Origin of the sequence: Pseudomonas sp. URIL14HWK12:I12 (assembly GCF_003097135.1) — a bacterium.
In the GTDB taxonomy this organism is placed as follows: domain Bacteria; phylum Pseudomonadota; class Gammaproteobacteria; order Pseudomonadales; family Pseudomonadaceae; genus Aquipseudomonas.
Map to the genome: position 1 here is coordinate 16,362 of NZ_QEQL01000009.1, position 16,982 is coordinate 33,343.

The 16,982-nt window shown below is 62.8% G+C and carries 14 protein-coding genes and 1 pseudogene; 8 read left to right on the forward strand and 7 right to left on the reverse strand.

Features of this window, described 5'->3' with window-relative positions; translation table 11 throughout:
- Positions 1-57: 57 nt before the first annotated feature.
- Both F474_RS21920 and F474_RS21925 read left to right on the forward strand, forming a co-directional pair.
- Complete coding sequence (locus F474_RS21920) at positions 58-789, forward strand: spermidine synthase (protein ID WP_097089346.1); 732 nt, start codon at positions 58-60, stop codon at positions 787-789.
- Positions 790-1,047: 258 nt separating this feature from the next.
- Positions 1,048-2,753, forward strand: a pseudogene (locus tag F474_RS21925) (DEAD/DEAH box helicase).
- 163 nt (positions 2,754-2,916) lie between these two features.
- On the opposite strand, the gene F474_RS21930 reads toward F474_RS21925, so the two are convergent.
- Positions 2,917-3,684, reverse strand: a complete 768-nt coding sequence (locus tag F474_RS21930; RefSeq protein WP_097089342.1) for a class III extradiol ring-cleavage dioxygenase — start codon at positions 3,682-3,684, stop codon at positions 2,917-2,919.
- A 105-nt stretch (positions 3,685-3,789) separates the two neighbouring features.
- On the opposite strand from F474_RS21930, the gene F474_RS21935 reads away from it, so the two are divergent.
- The gene (locus F474_RS21935) at positions 3,790-4,446 is read left to right on the forward strand and encodes a thiopurine S-methyltransferase (RefSeq protein ID WP_097089383.1); all 657 of its coding nucleotides are present in this window, start codon (positions 3,790-3,792) and stop codon (positions 4,444-4,446) included.
- A gap of 59 nt (positions 4,447-4,505) precedes the next feature.
- Here F474_RS21935 and htpX read toward each other — a convergent pair whose 3' ends face one another.
- Entirely contained in the window at positions 4,506-5,393 is an 888-nt protein-coding gene (htpX, locus tag F474_RS21940; RefSeq protein WP_097089340.1) for a protease HtpX, read from the reverse strand.
- A gap of 181 nt (positions 5,394-5,574) precedes the next feature.
- Positions 5,575-6,786 carry a pyridoxal phosphate-dependent aminotransferase gene (locus F474_RS21945; RefSeq protein WP_097089337.1) on the reverse strand — a complete coding sequence of 404 codons (1,212 nt, stop codon included), beginning with the start codon at positions 6,784-6,786 and terminating at the stop codon, positions 5,575-5,577.
- Positions 6,787-6,943: 157 nt separating this feature from the next.
- On the opposite strand from F474_RS21945, the gene msrB reads away from it, so the two are divergent.
- A complete protein-coding gene (msrB, locus tag F474_RS21950) occupies positions 6,944-7,348 on the forward strand; it encodes a peptide-methionine (R)-S-oxide reductase MsrB (RefSeq protein ID WP_097089335.1) in 405 nt (134 codons plus the stop codon).
- Complete coding sequence (locus F474_RS21955) at positions 7,345-7,830, forward strand: glutathione peroxidase (RefSeq protein ID WP_097089333.1); 486 nt, start codon at positions 7,345-7,347, stop codon at positions 7,828-7,830. Before msrB ends, F474_RS21955 begins: the two co-directional genes overlap by 4 nt.
- Here the strand turns inward: F474_RS21955 and F474_RS21960 are convergent, their stop codons facing one another.
- Positions 7,831-10,143 carry an ATP-binding protein gene (locus F474_RS21960; protein ID WP_097089331.1) on the reverse strand — a complete coding sequence of 771 codons (2,313 nt, stop codon included), beginning with the start codon at positions 10,141-10,143 and terminating at the stop codon, positions 7,831-7,833. It lies immediately after the preceding gene.
- A 151-nt stretch (positions 10,144-10,294) separates the two neighbouring features.
- Here F474_RS21960 and F474_RS21965 point away from each other — a divergent pair, with 151 nt between their 5' ends.
- Both F474_RS21965 and F474_RS21970 read left to right on the forward strand, forming a co-directional pair.
- The gene (locus tag F474_RS21965) at positions 10,295-11,182 is read left to right on the forward strand and encodes an ATP-binding protein (protein ID WP_097089328.1); all 888 of its coding nucleotides are present in this window, start codon (positions 10,295-10,297) and stop codon (positions 11,180-11,182) included.
- Positions 11,182-11,667, forward strand: coding sequence for a GAF domain-containing protein (locus F474_RS21970; RefSeq protein WP_097089325.1), 486 nt, complete (start codon positions 11,182-11,184; stop codon positions 11,665-11,667). Before F474_RS21965 ends, F474_RS21970 begins: the two co-directional genes overlap by 1 nt.
- Here the strand turns inward: F474_RS21970 and F474_RS21975 are convergent, their stop codons facing one another.
- Both F474_RS21975 and F474_RS21980 read right to left on the reverse strand, forming a co-directional pair.
- Positions 11,668-12,444: a hypothetical protein gene (locus tag F474_RS21975; RefSeq protein WP_097089323.1), complete on the reverse strand. Its 777-nt coding sequence runs from the start codon at positions 12,442-12,444 to the stop codon at positions 11,668-11,670.
- A 123-nt stretch (positions 12,445-12,567) separates the two neighbouring features.
- A complete protein-coding gene (locus tag F474_RS21980; protein ID WP_097089321.1) occupies positions 12,568-14,127 on the reverse strand; it encodes a TerC family protein in 1,560 nt (519 codons plus the stop codon).
- A 372-nt stretch (positions 14,128-14,499) separates the two neighbouring features.
- Here F474_RS21980 and nadA point away from each other — a divergent pair, with 372 nt between their 5' ends.
- A complete protein-coding gene (gene nadA / locus F474_RS21985; RefSeq protein ID WP_097089319.1) occupies positions 14,500-15,558 on the forward strand; it encodes a quinolinate synthase NadA in 1,059 nt (352 codons plus the stop codon).
- Positions 15,559-15,564: 6 nt separating this feature from the next.
- Here nadA and F474_RS21990 read toward each other — a convergent pair whose 3' ends face one another.
- Positions 15,565-16,731 carry an OpgC family protein gene (locus F474_RS21990; protein WP_097089317.1) on the reverse strand — a complete coding sequence of 389 codons (1,167 nt, stop codon included), beginning with the start codon at positions 16,729-16,731 and terminating at the stop codon, positions 15,565-15,567.
- Positions 16,732-16,982 lie beyond the last annotated feature (251 nt).

The following is a 16,982-nucleotide window of genomic DNA, read 5'->3' on the forward strand; positions in this document are numbered from 1 at the left end:
CCCGAGCACCGCACCGTGGATCACAGCCCGCCAGACACTTCCCCGCGCCAGGAGCGCATGCTTGCCGAAGTCCGCGATGATTTCGGCCTGATCCGCGTCTGGGAGGTGGACGACTACCGCTTCCTCGAGTTTGGCGAAGCCATCGAGCAAAGCTGCACGTTCACTGCCGACCCGGCGTGGCTTGAGTACGACTACACCCGCGCCATGCTGATCGGTGCGTTGTGCCACCCGGCCCCGGAAACCGCGCTGTTCATGGGCCTGGGGGCCGGCACCTTGACCCAGGCGTGCCTGAAGTTCCTGCCACTGGAAGATGTCGAGTGCATCGAGCTGCGCCCGGACGTGCCGCGCCTGGCGATGGAGTACATGGGCCTTGTCGATGACCCCAGGCTGTACATCCGAGTGGGCGATGCTCGCGAACTGCTGCCCAGCGCCGAGCCGGCCGACCTGATCTTCGTCGACCTTTACACCGACCAGGGCCCCGGCCCTGCGCATCTGGCCTGGGGGTTTCTCGAAGCTTGCCAGCAGCGGCTCAATCCCGACGGGTGGTTGGTGATCAACCAGTGGGGCGACGATACGGGTAAGCCGTTGGGCGCCGCGCTGCTGCGAGGGCTCTACCATCGGCATTACTGGGAGCTGCCGGTGAAGGAGGGCAATGTGATCCTGCTGGTGCCGGCCAGCCTTGACCAGCACCTGGACATGCAAGGCCTAGTGGCCCGCGCCGAGGCTCTGGCACCGCGCCTGGGCTACCGCCTGGATGCACTGATCGGAGCCCTGCGCGCCGCCACCTGAAACCGTTCAGCCAATAGGCGTGATCTGACAAAAAACACTCACCAGGCACTGGCTTTTGAGGTATGATGCGCGCCGGCTCTGGAAGGGGCCGCGTTAAGTTGCGTTTTCTCCCGAAGGTCCCTTCGGCTGGACGCCCGCCTTGCCGGGCTCTCCTTGACGATTCACCCCCCACATCACAATCGTTTTCGCAAATCCCCGCCGCCGGAACTGCCAGGGCGACTCTAACCAGTCACAACATGGCATGCGCAGTTTCGGAGCATGGGTCTTTGCGGATGCACCTATGAGGCAGTCCCATGACCCAGGAAACCGGCGGTTTCGCCGCTCTCGATCTTCACCCGAGCATCGTTGCCGCAGTTATCGCCACAGGCTATGAAGAGCCTTCCGCGATCCAGCAGCAGTCGATTCCGCTCATCCTTGCTGGCCACGACCTGATCGGCCAGGCACAAACCGGCACCGGCAAAACCGCCGCATTCGCACTGCCGGTGCTGCACAAGATCGATGTGAGCAAGCGCGAGCCGCAAGCCCTGATCCTCGCTCCAACCCGCGAGCTGGCCCTTCAAGTGGCCACCGCGTTCGAAACCTATGCCAAGCAGATGCCCGGCGTGAATGTCGTCGCTGTCTACGGTGGTGCCCCCATGGGCCCGCAAATCAAGGCCCTGCGCCAGGGCGCGCAGATCATCGTCGCCACCCCCGGCCGCCTGTGCGATCACCTGCGCCGCGACGAGAAAGTGCTGGCTACCGTCAACCACCTGGTGCTCGACGAAGCCGACGAAATGCTCAAGCTTGGCTTCATGGACGACCTTGAAGTCATCTTCAACGCCATGCCCGAGTCGCGCCAGACCGTGCTGTTCTCCGCCACGCTGCCGCCGTCGATCCGCGCGATCGCCGAGCGCCATCTCAAAGAGCCCAAGCACGTCAAGATCCAGAGCAAAACCCAGACCGTAGCTGCCATTGAGCAAGCCTATATGCTGGTGCACGCTGACCAGAAGGTGGCAGCGGTGCTGCGCCTGCTGGAGGTCGAGGAGTTCGACGCCCTGATCGCCTTCGTGCGTACCAAGCAGGCGACCCTCGACCTGGCCAGTGCCCTTGAAGCGAAAGGCTACAAGGCCGCCGCGCTCAACGGCGACATCGCCCAGAACCAGCGTGAGCGCGTTATCGATTCGCTCAAGGATGGCCGCCTGGACATCGTCGTCGCTACCGACGTCGCCGCCCGTGGCCTGGACGTACCGCGCATCACTCACGTGTTCAACGTCGACATGCCGTACGACCCGGAGTCTTACGTGCACCGTATCGGCCGTACCGGCCGTGCCGGCCGCGAAGGCCGCGCGCTGCTGCTGGTCACCCCGCGCGAGCGCCGCATGCTGCAGGTGATCGAGCGTGTGACCGGGCAGAAGGTCAGCGAAGTGCGCATGCCGGCGCCTCAGGCCGTGCTCGACGCACGCATCAAGAAGCTCACCAACAGCCTCAAGCCGCTGGTGGCCGATGCCGAAACCACTCACGGCGAGCTGTTCGATCGCCTGTCGGCCGACATCGGCTGCAACCCGCGCGCCTTGGCCGCGGCCCTGCTGCGCAAGGCCACCAATGGTCAAGCGCTGGACCTGGCCAGCGTTGAGCGCGAGCAGCCCCTGGTGCCCAATGGTGCACCGCGCGAGCGTGGTGAGCGCTCCGAGCGCAGCTTCACCGGTGACCGTCCTGAGCGCCGCGCACCGATGCCGCTGGGCGAAGGCCGTGCACGCTGCCGTACCGCACTGGGTGCCCGTGATGGCATCGCCGCCAAGAACCTGCTGGGTGCCATCCTCAACGAAGGTGGCCTGGCGCGCGACGCAATCGGCCGTATCCAGATCCGCGAGACCTTCAGCCTGGTCGAGCTGCCCGAAGACGGCCTGGACCGCCTGTTGGCCAAGCTCAAAGACACCCGCGTGGCCGGCAAGCAACTCAAATTGCGCCGCTATCGGGAAGACTGAGCCGCGGCCACCGCGAAAGGGCGGGTTGCCGCGCGACAGGCGCTTTCAGGCTCCGTTACGTCGCCCGGCACGCTGGCCAGCCACGGTAGCTAGCGAAGCCTGAAGCAATGAAAAACCGCCGCCTGGGTGACCGGGCGGCGGTTTTTTCATGCCTGCACATTGCTCAGCCGAACCGGTAGATATCCATCCCTAGAGCACCCAGGGTAAAGCCGCTATGGGCCAGGCCAAACGTGCCACCGGCACCCCGGGCGAAGTAGAGTGGCAGCAGGTGTTCATCGGTAGGGTGGTTGCGCGCGGCAAAGGGCGCCCGCTGCCGGTAATCCAGCAATGCGGCCTCATCTTCCTCGGCCAGGCGCTCCACCACCCAGTCTCGAAAGGCTTGCGCCCAGGCTGTGGCGCTGTCGCCCTGGGCGTGCCAGTCCAGCTCGCGCAGGTTGTGAGTGATGCTGCCAGAGCCCACCAGCAGGATGCCCTGCTCACGCAGGCTCGCCAGGGCCCGCCCGATGAGCTGTTGCAAACGTGGGCCACCGGCACTGGGCAGCGAGACCTGCACCAGAGGAATATCTGCCTGCGGATACATCAGGCTCATAGGCACCCATGCTCCGTGGTCGAAAGGGCGTTCGGCATCCAACTGCGCCGGCAGGCCAGCAGCGTTGAGCAAAGCGGCGACCTCCTGAGCCAATGCAGGGGAACCCGGCGCGGGGTATTGCACGGCAAACAACGCCGGGGGGAAACCGCCGAAGTCATGCCAGGTCGCGGGGTTTGAAGCACCTGTCACGCGCAGGTCTCGGCTTTCCCAGTGGGCCGACATCAGCACAATCGCCTTTGGCCTGGGCAATTCGGCCGCCAGGCGCGCCAGCGCCGGGCCACTGGCCCCTGGCTCCAGCGCCAGCATCGGTGAGCCGTGGGAAATGAAGAGGCTGGGCAGCATCACTGGCCCTCCATGAAGATTAAGATAGTGGCATCTTGTGCCAGGCGAACCCTGCGGTTCCAACGGTATTTTTTGAGGCTGATGATCGATAAAGCTGAGGTATTCATGGACGCGAGCTTTTGGCACGACCGCTGGCAGCGCCAGCAGATTTCGTTTCACCGCGAGGTTCCCAACCCCTCATTGCAAACCTGGTGGTGCGAATGGGTGCCGGCAGGAGCGCGGGTGCTGGTCCCGCTGTGTGGCAAGAGTGTGGACATGGCCTGGCTGGCCGCACAGGGCTATGAAGTCGTTGGTGCAGAGCTCTCGGCACTGGCAGTCGAGGCGTTTTTCACTGAGCAGGGGCTTGAGCCCCGCGTGAGCCAGCAGGGGGAGTATCGCCTGTATGAGGCGGGCCCCGTAACTATCTGGCAAGGAGATTTTCTAGCCCTGAGCGCCGATCAGGTTGGGCCCTGCACGGCCTATTACGACCGCGCTGCGCTGATCGCACTGCCTTCATCCATGCGCGCCGCTTACGCCGAGCAATTGGCTACGCTGCTGCCTGCCGGGGCCTTGGGCATGCTGATCGGCCTGGACTTCATTCAGGGCCAGATCGAAGGCCCACCTTTCGCCACGCCCCAGAGCGAAATTCTGCAACTGCTGGGCGAGCGCTTGAGTGTGCGAGAGATGGGCCGCTCGGATGCGCTGCCCGGGGCCTCGCCCCGTTATCACGATGCGGGCCTGGCTTACCTGGATGAAACCACCTATTGGCTTTGCAAACGTTGATTCAGCCCGCCGGCGGGTGAGGCAACGAAAAAGGGCAGCTTTCGCTGCCCTTGATAGGCTCAACCGCGGCGGCGCAGCGCCTCGATCCGTTCTTCCAACGGCGGGTGGCTCATCAGCAGGCCCGCAAGGCCCTGCTTGAGGCCGCCATTGATACCGAAGGCCTGCAGGCTATCAGGCATCTGCACCGGCACACCTTGCTCGGCACGCAGGCGCTGGAGGGCGCTGATCATTGCACCGGTGCCAGCGAGTTGGGCGCCTGCTTCGTCTGCACGGAATTCCCGGCGGCGCGAGAACCACATGGTGATGATGCTGGCCAGAATGCCCAGCACCAGCTCGGCGAAGATGGTAGCCACGATATAGCCAATGCCATGGCCTTGTTCGTTGCGCAGGATCACCCGGTCGACGAAGTTGCCGATGATCCGCGCGAAGAACATGACGAAAGTGTTGACGACCCCCTGCACCAGCGCCAGCGTAACCATGTCACCGTTGGCCACGTGGCCGATCTCGTGGGCAAGCACGGCACGCACTTCATCGCGGGAAAACCGCTCCAGCAAACCCTGGCTCACCGCCACGAGGGCATCGTTGCGGTTCCAGCCGGTGGCGAAGGCATTGGATTCGTAGGCAGGGAAGATACCTACTTCCGGAGTGCGGATGCCCGCTTCGCGGGCCAGCTCTTCGACTGTGCTGAGCAACCACTGCTCATGGTGTGTGCGAGGCTGGGTGATGATCTGAGTGCCGGTGCTCATTTTGGCCATCCATTTGGAAATGAACAGCGACACCAGGGAGCCTGCAAAGCCGAACACGGCGCAGAACACGAGCAGTTGGTTGAGGTTCAGGCCCATACCCTGGCGGGCCATGTAGCCGTTGATGCCGAGCAGGCTCAGAGTGATGCTGGCGATCAACACCACCGCAAGGTTGGTGGCGACGAACAGCAGGATGCGCATCATGGTGAACAGGTACTCCAGACGGAAAGGTGCTTAGCGTAGTGGCGTATATAAGGCGAGCCGCCGGCCGATTCAACCTAGGTACTATTTCAAACTATGTCCCAGAAATGCCCTGCAACACGCCGGCGCCTTGCACACCTTGACCGCGACAAGCGGGCCCCGTTCATTAGGGCCCCGTAAGCAATTATTGCCGATAGTTACCGAGGAACCCGCCGATACGTCGGATCGCCTGCTCCAGGTCATCGACCCGTGGCAGGGTGACCACTCGGAAGTGGTCTGGCCATGGCCAGTTGAACGCGGTGCCCTGCACCACCAGCAGCTTTTCCGACAGCAGCAGGTCAAGCACGAATTTCTCGTCGTTGGCGATCGGGCAAACTTTCGGGTCGATGCGCGGGAAGGCATAGAGCGCGCCCATGGGCTTGACGCACGACACGCCAGGGATGTCGTTGAGCAGTTCCCAGGCACGGTTGCGTTGCTCGAGCAAACGGCCTGGGGGCAGTACCAGGTCATTGATGCTTTGATAGCCGCCCAGCGCGGTCTGGATGGCATGCTGCGCCGGTACGTTAGCGCATAGCCGCATGTTAGCGAGGATGTCCAGGCCTTCAATGTAGCTGTGCGCCTGGTGCTTGGGCCCGGAAATCACCAGCCAGCCGGAGCGAAAGCCCGCCACTCGGTAAGATTTCGACAGCCCGTTGAAGGTCAGGCAGAGCAGGTCAGGGGCCAGCGAGGCGGTGCTGATGTGCACGGCATCGTCATAGAGAATCTTGTCGTAGATTTCGTCGGAGAACACCACCAGGTTGTGCTGGCGGGCAATTTCAAGCATGCCCAGCAGCACCTCACGGGGGTAGACCGCGCCCGTTGGGTTGTTGGGGTTGATCAGCACCATGGCCTTGGTGTTAGGCGTGATCTTGGCCTTGATGTCGGCAAGGTCTGGCGCCCAGCCGGCCTGTTCGTCGCAGAGGTAGTGTACGGCGTTGCCGCCGGCCAGGCTGACCGAAGCCGTCCATAGCGGGTAGTCCGGCGCCGGGATCAACACTTCGTCGCCATTGTTGAGCAATGCCTGAAGCGACATCACGATCAGCTCGGAAACCCCATTGCCCAAGTAGATGTCTTCTATACCGACGCCGGCGATCTCTTTCTGCTGGCAATATTGCATCACCGCCTTGCGCGCGCTGAACAGGCCTTTGGAGTCGCTGTAGCCTTGGGCAGTCGGCAGGTTGCGGATCACGTCCTGAAGGATTTCTTCAGGGGCTTCGAAGCCGAAGGGTGCAGGGTTGCCGATGTTCAGCTTGAGAATGCGATGGCCTTCCTCCTCCAGCCGCTTGGCGTGCTTGAGCACCGGGCCGCGGATGTCGTAGCAGACGTTGGCGAGCTTGTTCGATTTGCTGAACTGCATGATCGGATCCTGGGAGAGGCAGGGGCGCCGCACAAAGAGGTTTGAACCGCCCCGGCGCGAGTGACAGACTGATGCACTGTTGCGGCGCAATGATACGTGCCGGCCGATTTCGCGAAAAGACACAGTGGATGGTTTTTCCACTGCAAAGGTGTAGCCAATGCCCAAGATAGACAAGACCCCCGAACAATGGCGCGAGCAGCTCGACCCCGAGCAATACCGGGTATGCCGGTTGGCCGGCACGGAGCGCCCCTTTACCGGCAAATACAACGAAACCAAGACCGCGGGCGTGTACCACTGCATCTGCTGCGATGCGCCGTTGTTCGATTCCACTACCAAGTTCGACTCCGGCTGCGGCTGGCCGAGTTTCTACGCGCCGATCGAAGACAACGCGATGATCGAGTTGCGTGATACCACTCACGGCATGATCCGCACCGAGGTACGCTGCGCCAGCTGTGATGCGCACCTGGGCCACGTGTTTCCGGATGGCCCGGCGCCTACTGGCTTGCGGTACTGCATCAACTCGGTGTGCCTGAACCTGGTGCCGCGCGAGGCGCAGGCATGAGCAAGGCATTCATGGATGTACCGTGCATCCTGATGAACGGCGAGCGCAAGACCCTGGCCGACTTCGGCGCCCGTGCGGTACTGGTGGTCAACACCGCCAGCCAATGCGGGTTCACGCCGCAATACAAGGGGCTGGAGCATCTATGGCAGCAATGGAAGGGCAAAGGCTTGCTGGTGATCGGCTTCCCGTGCAACCAGTTCGGCCATCAGGAACCTGCCGATGATCGGCAGATCGCGCAATTCTGCGACACAAGCTTCGGGGTGAGTTTCCCGCTGTGCCGCAAGGTCGAGGTCAATGGCGACCATGCTCACCGTTTGTTCGCCGAGCTCAAGGCCGCGGCCCCAGGCCTGATGGGCAGCCAGCGCATCAAATGGAATTTCACCAAGTTCTTGATCGACACCCGGTCAGGCCAGGTCCAGCGTTTTGCGCCCTTCACCAAACCAGACAAACTCGAAGGGGAGCTTGCCCGCCTGTTGGGTTGATCAGGCGCCAGGCACCCACTGGTCGATCATCGCCACCAGCTCCTCGCGGCGAAACGGCTTGGCCAGGTAGTCGTTCATGCCCGCTGCGCGGCATCGATCGCGCTCCTCGGGCATGGCATTGGCGGTCAGCGCGACGATCGGCAGGTCGGGCCAGCGGCCGCTCTGGCGGATGCGTCGGGTAGCCTCATAGCCATCCATCACAGGCATGTTGCAGTCCATCAATACCAAGTCGAAGTTGCCATTCTCAAGCTCGATCAATGCTTCGGCGCCTTGGGTAGCGACCGTCACATCACAGCCAAGCTTGGCCAGCATCCCGCGGGCGACCAATTGATTCACCGGGTTGTCTTCCACCAGCAGAATACGCGCACGGCGCTCTTTATTGCGCTCTTGCCCGACAGGCTCATGGCTGGGGAAATCTTCGTGGTGCAGCGTGCGTCGCAGTACCTGGCGCAGCGCTTCGCGCGAGAGCGGCCTTGCCATCTGCTGCAACGGCGCAAGGTGCGTTGCCTGGTCGCTGGGCAGAAAATTACCGTAGGCAGTTACCAGCAGGATCGGGGCCTGGCTGGTCGGGCGCAGCCGGTAGAGGCATTCGGGCGAGTCGGTGATCAACAGATCGGCCACTAATGGCTGGCCTGTGGCGTCCGGGTCGCGCCGCTGGTAGTCAAGCCCCCAGCCGGGTAGCAGGTTTTCGAGCAACTCGGCAAGCCCGCTGTTGGCCGAGCTCAACCCAATGATGCGACCTTTGAGGACCGGCAATAGCGGCGCGGGTGTATGGGTAGCCAAGGGCAACTCTGCGGTGAACTGGCTGCCGAACCCCGGCTCGGAACTGATCGACAGCTTGCCCTGCATTGCTTCACAGAGATTGTGGGTGAGTGCCAGGCCCAGCCCGGTCCCGCCGAATTGCCGGGTAATGCCGGCGGCTGCCTGCGTAAAAGGCTTGAAGATCTTGGCCTGCGCTTCTTTTGGGATGCCGATGCCGGTGTCTCGCACCTCGATCGTCACGCCGCTGACCGCTGCCCGCAAGCGGACGTCGACACGGCCGAAGCGCGTGAACTTGAGGGCGTTGGACAGCAGGTTGCTGACGATCTGGCGTACCCGGGTGGGGTCGCCCAGCACCAGATGAGGGAAATTGGGCGCGATCAGGCAGGTCAGCTCCACATTGGGCGCCGCGTTCTGCGACAGCAGGCTGGCGGTGTCTTCAACCAGTGCACCGAGGTCGAAGGGGATGCGCTCCAGTTCGAGCTGGCCGGCGTCGAACTTCGAGAGGTCGAGAATATCGTTGAGCAGCTCCACCAGCACCTTGCCAGAATCGTGCGCGATCGACAGTTGCTGGCGTTGCTCGCCGGCCAACGGGCTATCGAGGGCCAGGGCGATCATGCCCAGCAGGCCATTGAGCGGGGTGCGGATCTCGTGGCTCATATTGGCCAGGAACGCTGCACGGGCCTGGGCCATGTCCATGGCTGTACGCCGCGCCAGCTCAAGCTCTTCGTTGGACTGGCTCAAGCGCACATTGCTGGCCTTGAGTTCAGTGGTGCGGGCCGAAACGATGTTTTCGAGCTCGCCCAGGTATTCGGTCAGGCGGTTTTCAGCGGCGCGGCGCTGTTGGATTTCCATAGCCATGCTCACGAACTGCTGATTGGTCACTTTGACCAGCACGCCGATTTCGTCGTCCTCATGGCCGGGCGGGCATACCACCCGGTTGGGCTTGGCCGAGTGCGGGTCGCTGTCTGCGAGGTTACGAATGACCCGCACCAGCGGCTTGGTCAGCATCGCGTAGAACAATACGAGTAGTAGGGCGGTGAGCAATGCGGAGCGCAGGAAGCCGCTGAGCAGCGTAACCCCGGCCCGCTCGAGAAAACGGTCGCCGATGGTGGCAGTGTCGATGCGCAGGTTGAGCGTGCCAAGGGTTTCCTTCTCCATGTGGTTCAGGAACAACCGGTCGGTGTAGATGATATTGGTGCCGAACAGTGCATCGGTGAGCAAGCGGTAGCGGCTGGGTGGGCGTGGGCGATCGACATTGGCCAGCACTTGATTGTCGTTGTCGATCAGGCTCACGCCCACCACCGACTCCGAGCGCAACAACCCGCGGGTGAGTTCCTCTGCCAGTTCGCTGTCGATGTTGTAGGCAATGCGCGAGGCCGGATTGTGCGCCACTTCCAGCAAGGAGTTCATCTGACGTTTGATGGCTTCGTTGACACTGGCATAATCCAGCGCAATTTGCGCAAAGCTGAGCAGCGTGCCAATCACCAGGCCCACTACTACGGTCATTCGAGCCTGTTTATACGACAAACGCTGGGTGAACTGGATGTCCATGGGTACTGCGCCGTGTCCCTGAGGTTTATGGTGTCGCCACCCTTGGCAACGCCTGTGGGGCTTTGATTATCGACCTCTGCCTGTAGGGCGCGTTCACGCCGCGCCTGCCCTGAGCGCCTCTTTTACTCCCTTCACGCCTGGAGGTGAAGCGATGGATCCTCGTTTATCGGCATTTATCGACCGCGCCGAAGCCGTGCTGGTGCGGTTGGAGCCGTTGTTGCCGATACCCCGCCCGGCCATTGACTGGAATCACACCGTGGCCGCCCGTTGGCAGCGTGACGGGCGAGGCGGGTTTCTGGCCCCGCTCAACGCCCAACTCGACATGCGGCTGGCCGACCTGCTCGGCGTGGACCGCCAGCGCGATCAGTTGGCGCGTAATACACGCCAGTTCCTCGATGGGCTGCCGGCCAACCATGCCTTGATGTGGGGCGCACGGGGCACAGGCAAGTCGTCGTTGGTTCGTGCGCTGCTCGCCGAATACGCTGGCCGAGGGCTGCGGCTGATCGAAATCGAGCGCGACTACCTGGCCGACCTGCCGCGGGTGGTCGAGCAATTACAGGGCCTGCCTCAGCGCTTCGTGCTGTTTTGCGATGACCTCTCGTTCGAGGCCGGGGAGGGCGATTACCGCATCCTCAAGACCGTACTCGACGGCTCCCTGGAACAGGCGCCCGATAACGTGCTGCTGTATGCAACGTCCAATCGGCGCCATCTGGTGCCAGAACATCAGAGCGATAACGAACGCTGGAAGACGATCGAGGGCGAGCTACATCCCAGTGAAGCGGTCGAGGACAAGATCGCACTGTCGGACCGCTTCGGCCTGTGGTTGTCGTTCTACCCCTTCAGCCAGCAACATTACCTCGATGTTGCCTGCCATTGGATTGGCGTGCTCGCCCCCAAGGCCGGCCTGGCCTGGCAGCGTGACGATGAGCTGGAAAAGCACGCGGTACGCTGGGCGACCAGCCGCGGCAACCGCAATGGCCGCTGCGCCTATCAATTCGCCCGCCACTGGGTGGGCCTGAAACTGCTGGAGAACCCTTGATGATCGATCTGAATGCCGCCGGCGAAGGCCTTGAAGGCTATTCGCTGCTGTGCGCCCAACTGAAGGCCCTGCTGGCCGATGAGCGCGACTTCGTGGCCAACGCTGCGCAGTTTTCAGCGTTTCTTTACAGCGAGGTACCGGACCTGAACTGGGCCGGGTTTTACCTGAACCGGGAACAAACGCTGGTGCTCGGGCCCTTCCAAGGCAAGGTGGCATGCGTGCGTATCCCATTTGGAAGGGGCGTGTGCGGCGCTGCTGCGGCTACGTTGCAAACGCAGCGTGTGGAAGATGTTCACGCTTTCCCCGGGCATATCGCCTGCGACAGCGCCTCGAACAGCGAACTGGTGGTGCCACTGGTCAAGGACGGCCAGCTGTGGGGTGTGCTGGACCTGGATAGCCCGCTGGCGGGCCGCTTCAGTGAAAGCGACCAGCGCGGTATCGAGGCCTTGGTCGCGATCTTTCTGCGGTTGACCGAGCGCTTCTGATCAATCGTAGATCGCGCGTTTCTTCCACTGGGCCTCTTCCTTGGCACTCTCCTCATCGAGGCCTTGGGTCAGCTCACTGGATTCATTGACGTGGTGCTTGATGTCGTTCATCACCATGTCATTGGCACGGGCCAGCAGTTTTTCGAGGTAACGCAGCTGCTCGGAGTAGACCGAAGGTTCGGGTTGTTTCTTCAGGTATTGCACGCCGCGCTCGAAGGCCAGCCGTGCATGCCCCGGTTCGCCCGCCTGGAAGGCCTGCTGCCCGAGGTTGTTGAAAAACTCGATGTGCAGCAGCACCAGGATGTGGCGGATCTGATTGACCCAGTGGCGTGACTCGCCTGCGGCAAACAGGCCGTCCTGGGTCGCCCGGATCACCTGATGGTGCATGATCTCGAGCTGGTAGCTCACTTCCTTGGCGCGTTCTTCGGTCTGTATAGGGCTAGGTGGGTTGCTCACCTGCAATTGGTCGCCTTGAGCCACCAACGCTTCGAGCTCCGGGATGCGCTCTTTGAGCGCGGCGTTGGCTTTGTCCAGCGGGAGCAGCTTCTTGCTCATGTGCAGCTCGATCCGATAGAGCATCAGCTTCACTTCGGGTGTGATCAGCTGGCCTGGGAAGGTTTCGCTGATCTCGGCGCAGCGGCGCAGGCGATCGGCGAGCTCGAACTTCTCCCGGGTCCGCGCCACCTTGTTGGCCTCGACCATATTGTTCAGAAAACCGATCGCGATCAGCGATGCGATGCCTGCGGCGATGAGCAGGGTGATCATCATGGGCGTCACGATAGTGGCCTCTTCGTTTCCAGAGTATTTAGAGTAGCCACCCGGGCGAGCCGCGGGAGTTGGCTTTAGGCCATTATGCGCGCGGGACCGCCTGCGGGATAGCCTCAGAGCCTGCTTGGGCGATCACTCACGCCTGCACAGGCGAACGGTTTTGACCCGCCGTTCCTCGACGCTCTGCACGCTCAGCTGCCACGGGCCGCAATCAACCTGATCGCCGACCACCGGCAGCCGGTCGAGCAGACTCATCATCAACCCGCCGACGGTCTGATAATCGTCGCTGGGCGGCGCGTAAAAGCCGCTGCGTTCGGCCAAATAGGCAAGGCTTAGCGCACCACTGGCCAGCCAGCCATCGGCATCGCCTGCCAGCGCTGGGCCATTGTGATCGCTTGCATCGGGCAGTTCGCCAGTAATGGCCTCCAGCACGTCGGTCAACGTGAGCAGGCCGGTGAAGTCACCGAATTCGTTGACCACGAAAGCGATGTGCGCAGATTGGGCGCGCATTTGCTCCAGTGCGTTGAGCAGGTCGAATGTTTCGAGCAGGTGCAGGGGTTGGTGGGCGAGGGCCCGCAGGGTGGGCTCGCGGCCAGCCAGCAATTCGCAGAGCACCTCCTGTTTGCGCAGGTAGCCCAGTGGGGCATCCGGCGTGCCGGGCTCGATCAGCACCAACCGTGAGTGCACAGTGCTCGCCAGCACCTCGTTGAGCTGGTGCGCGGGGGTATCGACACTCAAGCTGGCGACATCGGTGCGCGGGGTCATGGCCATACGAATCGGCCGCTGGGCCAACTGCAGTACGGCGCTGATCATCACCCGCTCGCGGCGGCCGAACATCGGCGCGCCCTCGGTATCTGCCGGCTCGCTCACCAGGTCGGCCACATCCTGGCCCACCTCGCTTTCATCCAGCGGTTTACCACCCAGCAGGCGCAGTACGGCATGGGCGGTACGCTCGCGCATGGGCTGGTTGCCTCGCAGGCTCTTGCGGCGGCGGTGCCGCGCCAGCTGGTTGAACCCTTCAAGCAGCAACGAGAAGCCGATGGCTGCGTAGAGGTATCCCTTGGGAATGTGAAAGCCCAGCCCCTCGGCGGTCAGGCTGAAGCCGATCATCAGCAGGAAACCCAGGCACAGCATGATCACCGTGGGATGAGCGTTGACGAACCGGGTGAGCGGCTTGCTGGCGACGATCATCAGCCCGATGGAGACCATCACCGCGATCATCATGACCGCAAGGTGCTCGACCATGCCCACCGCAGTGATCACAGCGTCCAGCGAGAACACCGCATCGAGCACCACGATCTGCGCCACGATGGGCCAGAAGGCGGCATACCCGCCTCCGGCCTGCCGGCTGGCTGCGTGGCCTTCGAGGCGTTCGTGCAGCTCCATGGTGGCCTTGAACAGCAGAAATACACCGCCGAACAGCAGAATCAGGTCACGGCCCGAAAAGCCCTGGCCGAATACCTCGAACAGTGGCCGGGTAAGGGTGACCATCCAGGAAATGCTGGCCAGCAGGCCCAGGCGCATGATCAACGCCAGCGACAGGCCGATGACCCGAGCGCGGTCGCGTTGGTGAGGGGGCAGTTTGTCGGCCAGAATGGCGATGAATACCAGGTTGTCGATACCCAGCACCAGCTCCAGTACGATCAGTGTCAGCAGGCCCAGCCAGGCCGTGGGGTCGGCGATCCATTCCATGGTGCTCAGCCCTCCTGGCGATTAGGGGTAGAGGGTATTGATGCGCTGCGACTGGGAGGTTCCTGCGTGTTCATGAAGGCCTGTTCTGGCAGATAGGGCTTCCGATGCTAACGGGGCTGCGGAAAACCGCATCTGGGGAATTATTTCCAAAGGTGACAGAGTGGTGTGGGTGGGGCCAGAACATCACCAAGGGTCGTCACCCTTTGCCGGGTTGGGCGCTCTTGCTGCCTGCCCGGCAGCAAGTGTGCACCAGGCAGGCGACCGAAGGCCTCAAAACCACTTTGGAATCGGGCCATTTCGCTGTAGCCTGCGGCCGTCCCGCCACGGCGGGTGTACAGCCGCCATCGCCCCATGCAGCAGGTGCACGTTTCCATGACGCAGATTTCCGAACGCCTACTGGTCCAGGCTCACCTGGACGCTCGCCAGCCTCAAGCCCTGAGCCCACAGGAACAGGCCTGGTACCGCGAAGCCATCGCTGCCGAGCTCAAGGCTCGTGATGCCGTGCTGGTAGCGCATTATTACTGTGACCCGATCATTCAGGCACTGGCTGAGGAAACCGGCGGCTGTGTGGCCGACTCGCTGGAGATGGCTCGCTTCGGCCGGGAGCACCCGGCCAGCACCGTGCTGGTCGCGGGGGTGCGGTTCATGGGGGAAACCTCCAAGATCCTCACCCCTGAAAAACGCGTGCTGATGCCCACCCTCGAAGCTACCTGCTCGCTCGACCTTGGCTGCCCGGTCGAAGCGTTCAGCGCGTTCTGCGACCAGCACCCGGAGCGCACGGTAGTGGTCTATGCCAACACCTCGGCTGCCGTCAAAGCGCGAGCGGACTGGGTCGTGACCTCCAGCTGCGCACTAGAGATCGTCGAAAGCCTGATGGACAACGGCGAAACGTTGATCTGGGGCCCAGACAAGCACCTGGGCCGTTTCATCCAGAACCGTACCGGCGCCGACATGCTGCTGTGGGACGGCGCCTGTATCGTTCACGAAGAGTTCAAGTCTCGGCAACTCGAAGACATGAAGGCGCTTTACCCGGATGCCGCCGTGCTGGTGCACCCTGAATCGCCAGAGTCGGTGGTGGCGCTGGCCGACGCCGTAGGCTCCACCAGCCAGCTGATCGCTGCGGCGCAGCGCATGCCCAACAGCCATTTCATCGTGGCCACCGACCGCGGCATTTTCTACAAGATGCAGCAGCTGTGCCCGGGCAAAACCTTCATCGAAGCGCCAACTGCCGGTAACGGTGCAGCCTGCCGCAGCTGCGCGCATTGCCCGTGGATGGCCATGAACACCTTGCAGCGCACCTTGCAATGCCTGCGCGAGGGCACCAATGAAATCTTCGTCGACCCGGCACTGGTGCCCCACGCCGTGCGGCCGCTGTCGCGCATGCTCGACTTCACCCAGGCAGCGCGGCTAAAGCAGGCCGGCAACGCCTAGGCGGGCTCAGGCTACGGGGTGCCGAGCGGCGGCACTGCCGGCCCCGGGCAGCTTCGGGGCGGGGCGGGCAGTGCCCAGGCGTTTGTAGAGGTCAAGCCAGGCGGCCAGCGCCACCATCATCACCACGGCAAGCACCGCAGTGGTGTATTGCGCGATGGGGTGATCGTCGCACAGCGCATTGGCGATATCGGCCAGTGGTGCCAGTAGCACGCTGAAACAAAATACCTCCAGCGAATGCCGGCCCATGCTGCACAGCGGTTGGCAGAGTCGCGCGTTCAACCAGGCACCACCACGCGGCAGCAGGCAGGCGGTCACATAAGCCAACGCCAGGAAATTACCCAACCGCATCGGTACCAGGTCGGTTTTGCCCGGGCCGAATTTCATCAGCGGCATGTCCGGGGAAATGGCCTGCAGGCCTAGCGCCGGCCAGCGCCAGTTCAGCGCCAGCAGCAGGCAGAATGCGAGGTACCCCAGGCACAGCACAAAGAGCGGCTGGCGCAGCAGAGGCCTGGGCTGGGCCAGCGGGGCGCTTGTGGGCCGCACGGCCATCAGCCCGCCTATTACGAACAGCAGCTGCCAGGCGAACGGGTTGAAATACCACGTGCCGCCGCCTTCATTTGAAAGGTTCCAGCCGGTCAGGGTAGCCGGCAGATAAAGGCCCAGCGACACCGCCAGCGCCAGGGCCGGCAGGCGCAGGATCAGCGGTAGCATCGCCGGCAGGCCGAACAACAGCGCCACATACAGCGGCAGCGGGTCCATCAAGTTAGGTTTGAAGCGCAGCAGCAGTTCGTCGACCAGCGCCCTCTGCGGGTTCTCGACGAAATAGGTCAAGCCCATCTCCCGTACCAGGTCACGGGTTTCGACATGTTCGTTGGCGAAGAACATGATCCCCATCAGTAGCACCAATAGAAAGATGTGCGCCACATAGAGCGTCCAGCAGCGGCGCAGGATGCGCACAGTCGCAACGGTGAAACCGTCGCGCCGCGCCAGCTTGCCGTAGGCCAGCACCGCTGAATAACCGGCCAGGAATACGAAGATCTCGGCGGCGTCCGACAGCCCGAAATTGCGCAGCGTGACTTCACCCAAAGGGTTATGGGGAATGTGATCCCAGAGGATGAAGATCAGGGCCAGGCCCCGGAAAAAGTCGATGCGTAGGTCGCGTCCGCTGTTCATCGGCAGGCACCTTGGGAATACGGGTAAATATGAAGGTAGAGACTTGGGGGGCTGGAGCGGTTCCGCGCCGCTGGTCATCAGGCTGAGCGGCCGGTGTCGCAGCGGCGGGGAGGATCAGCGGTAACGGATCCAGATGCAAGGGCTACGTGTTACAGATTGTTTACAGGCGGTGCGCCGGCAGCGTGCTGCCAGGGATGAATGGCCGTTGCGCAGCCCACTTGCTGCTGGTCTTTGCAGGCATGGGCTGTTGT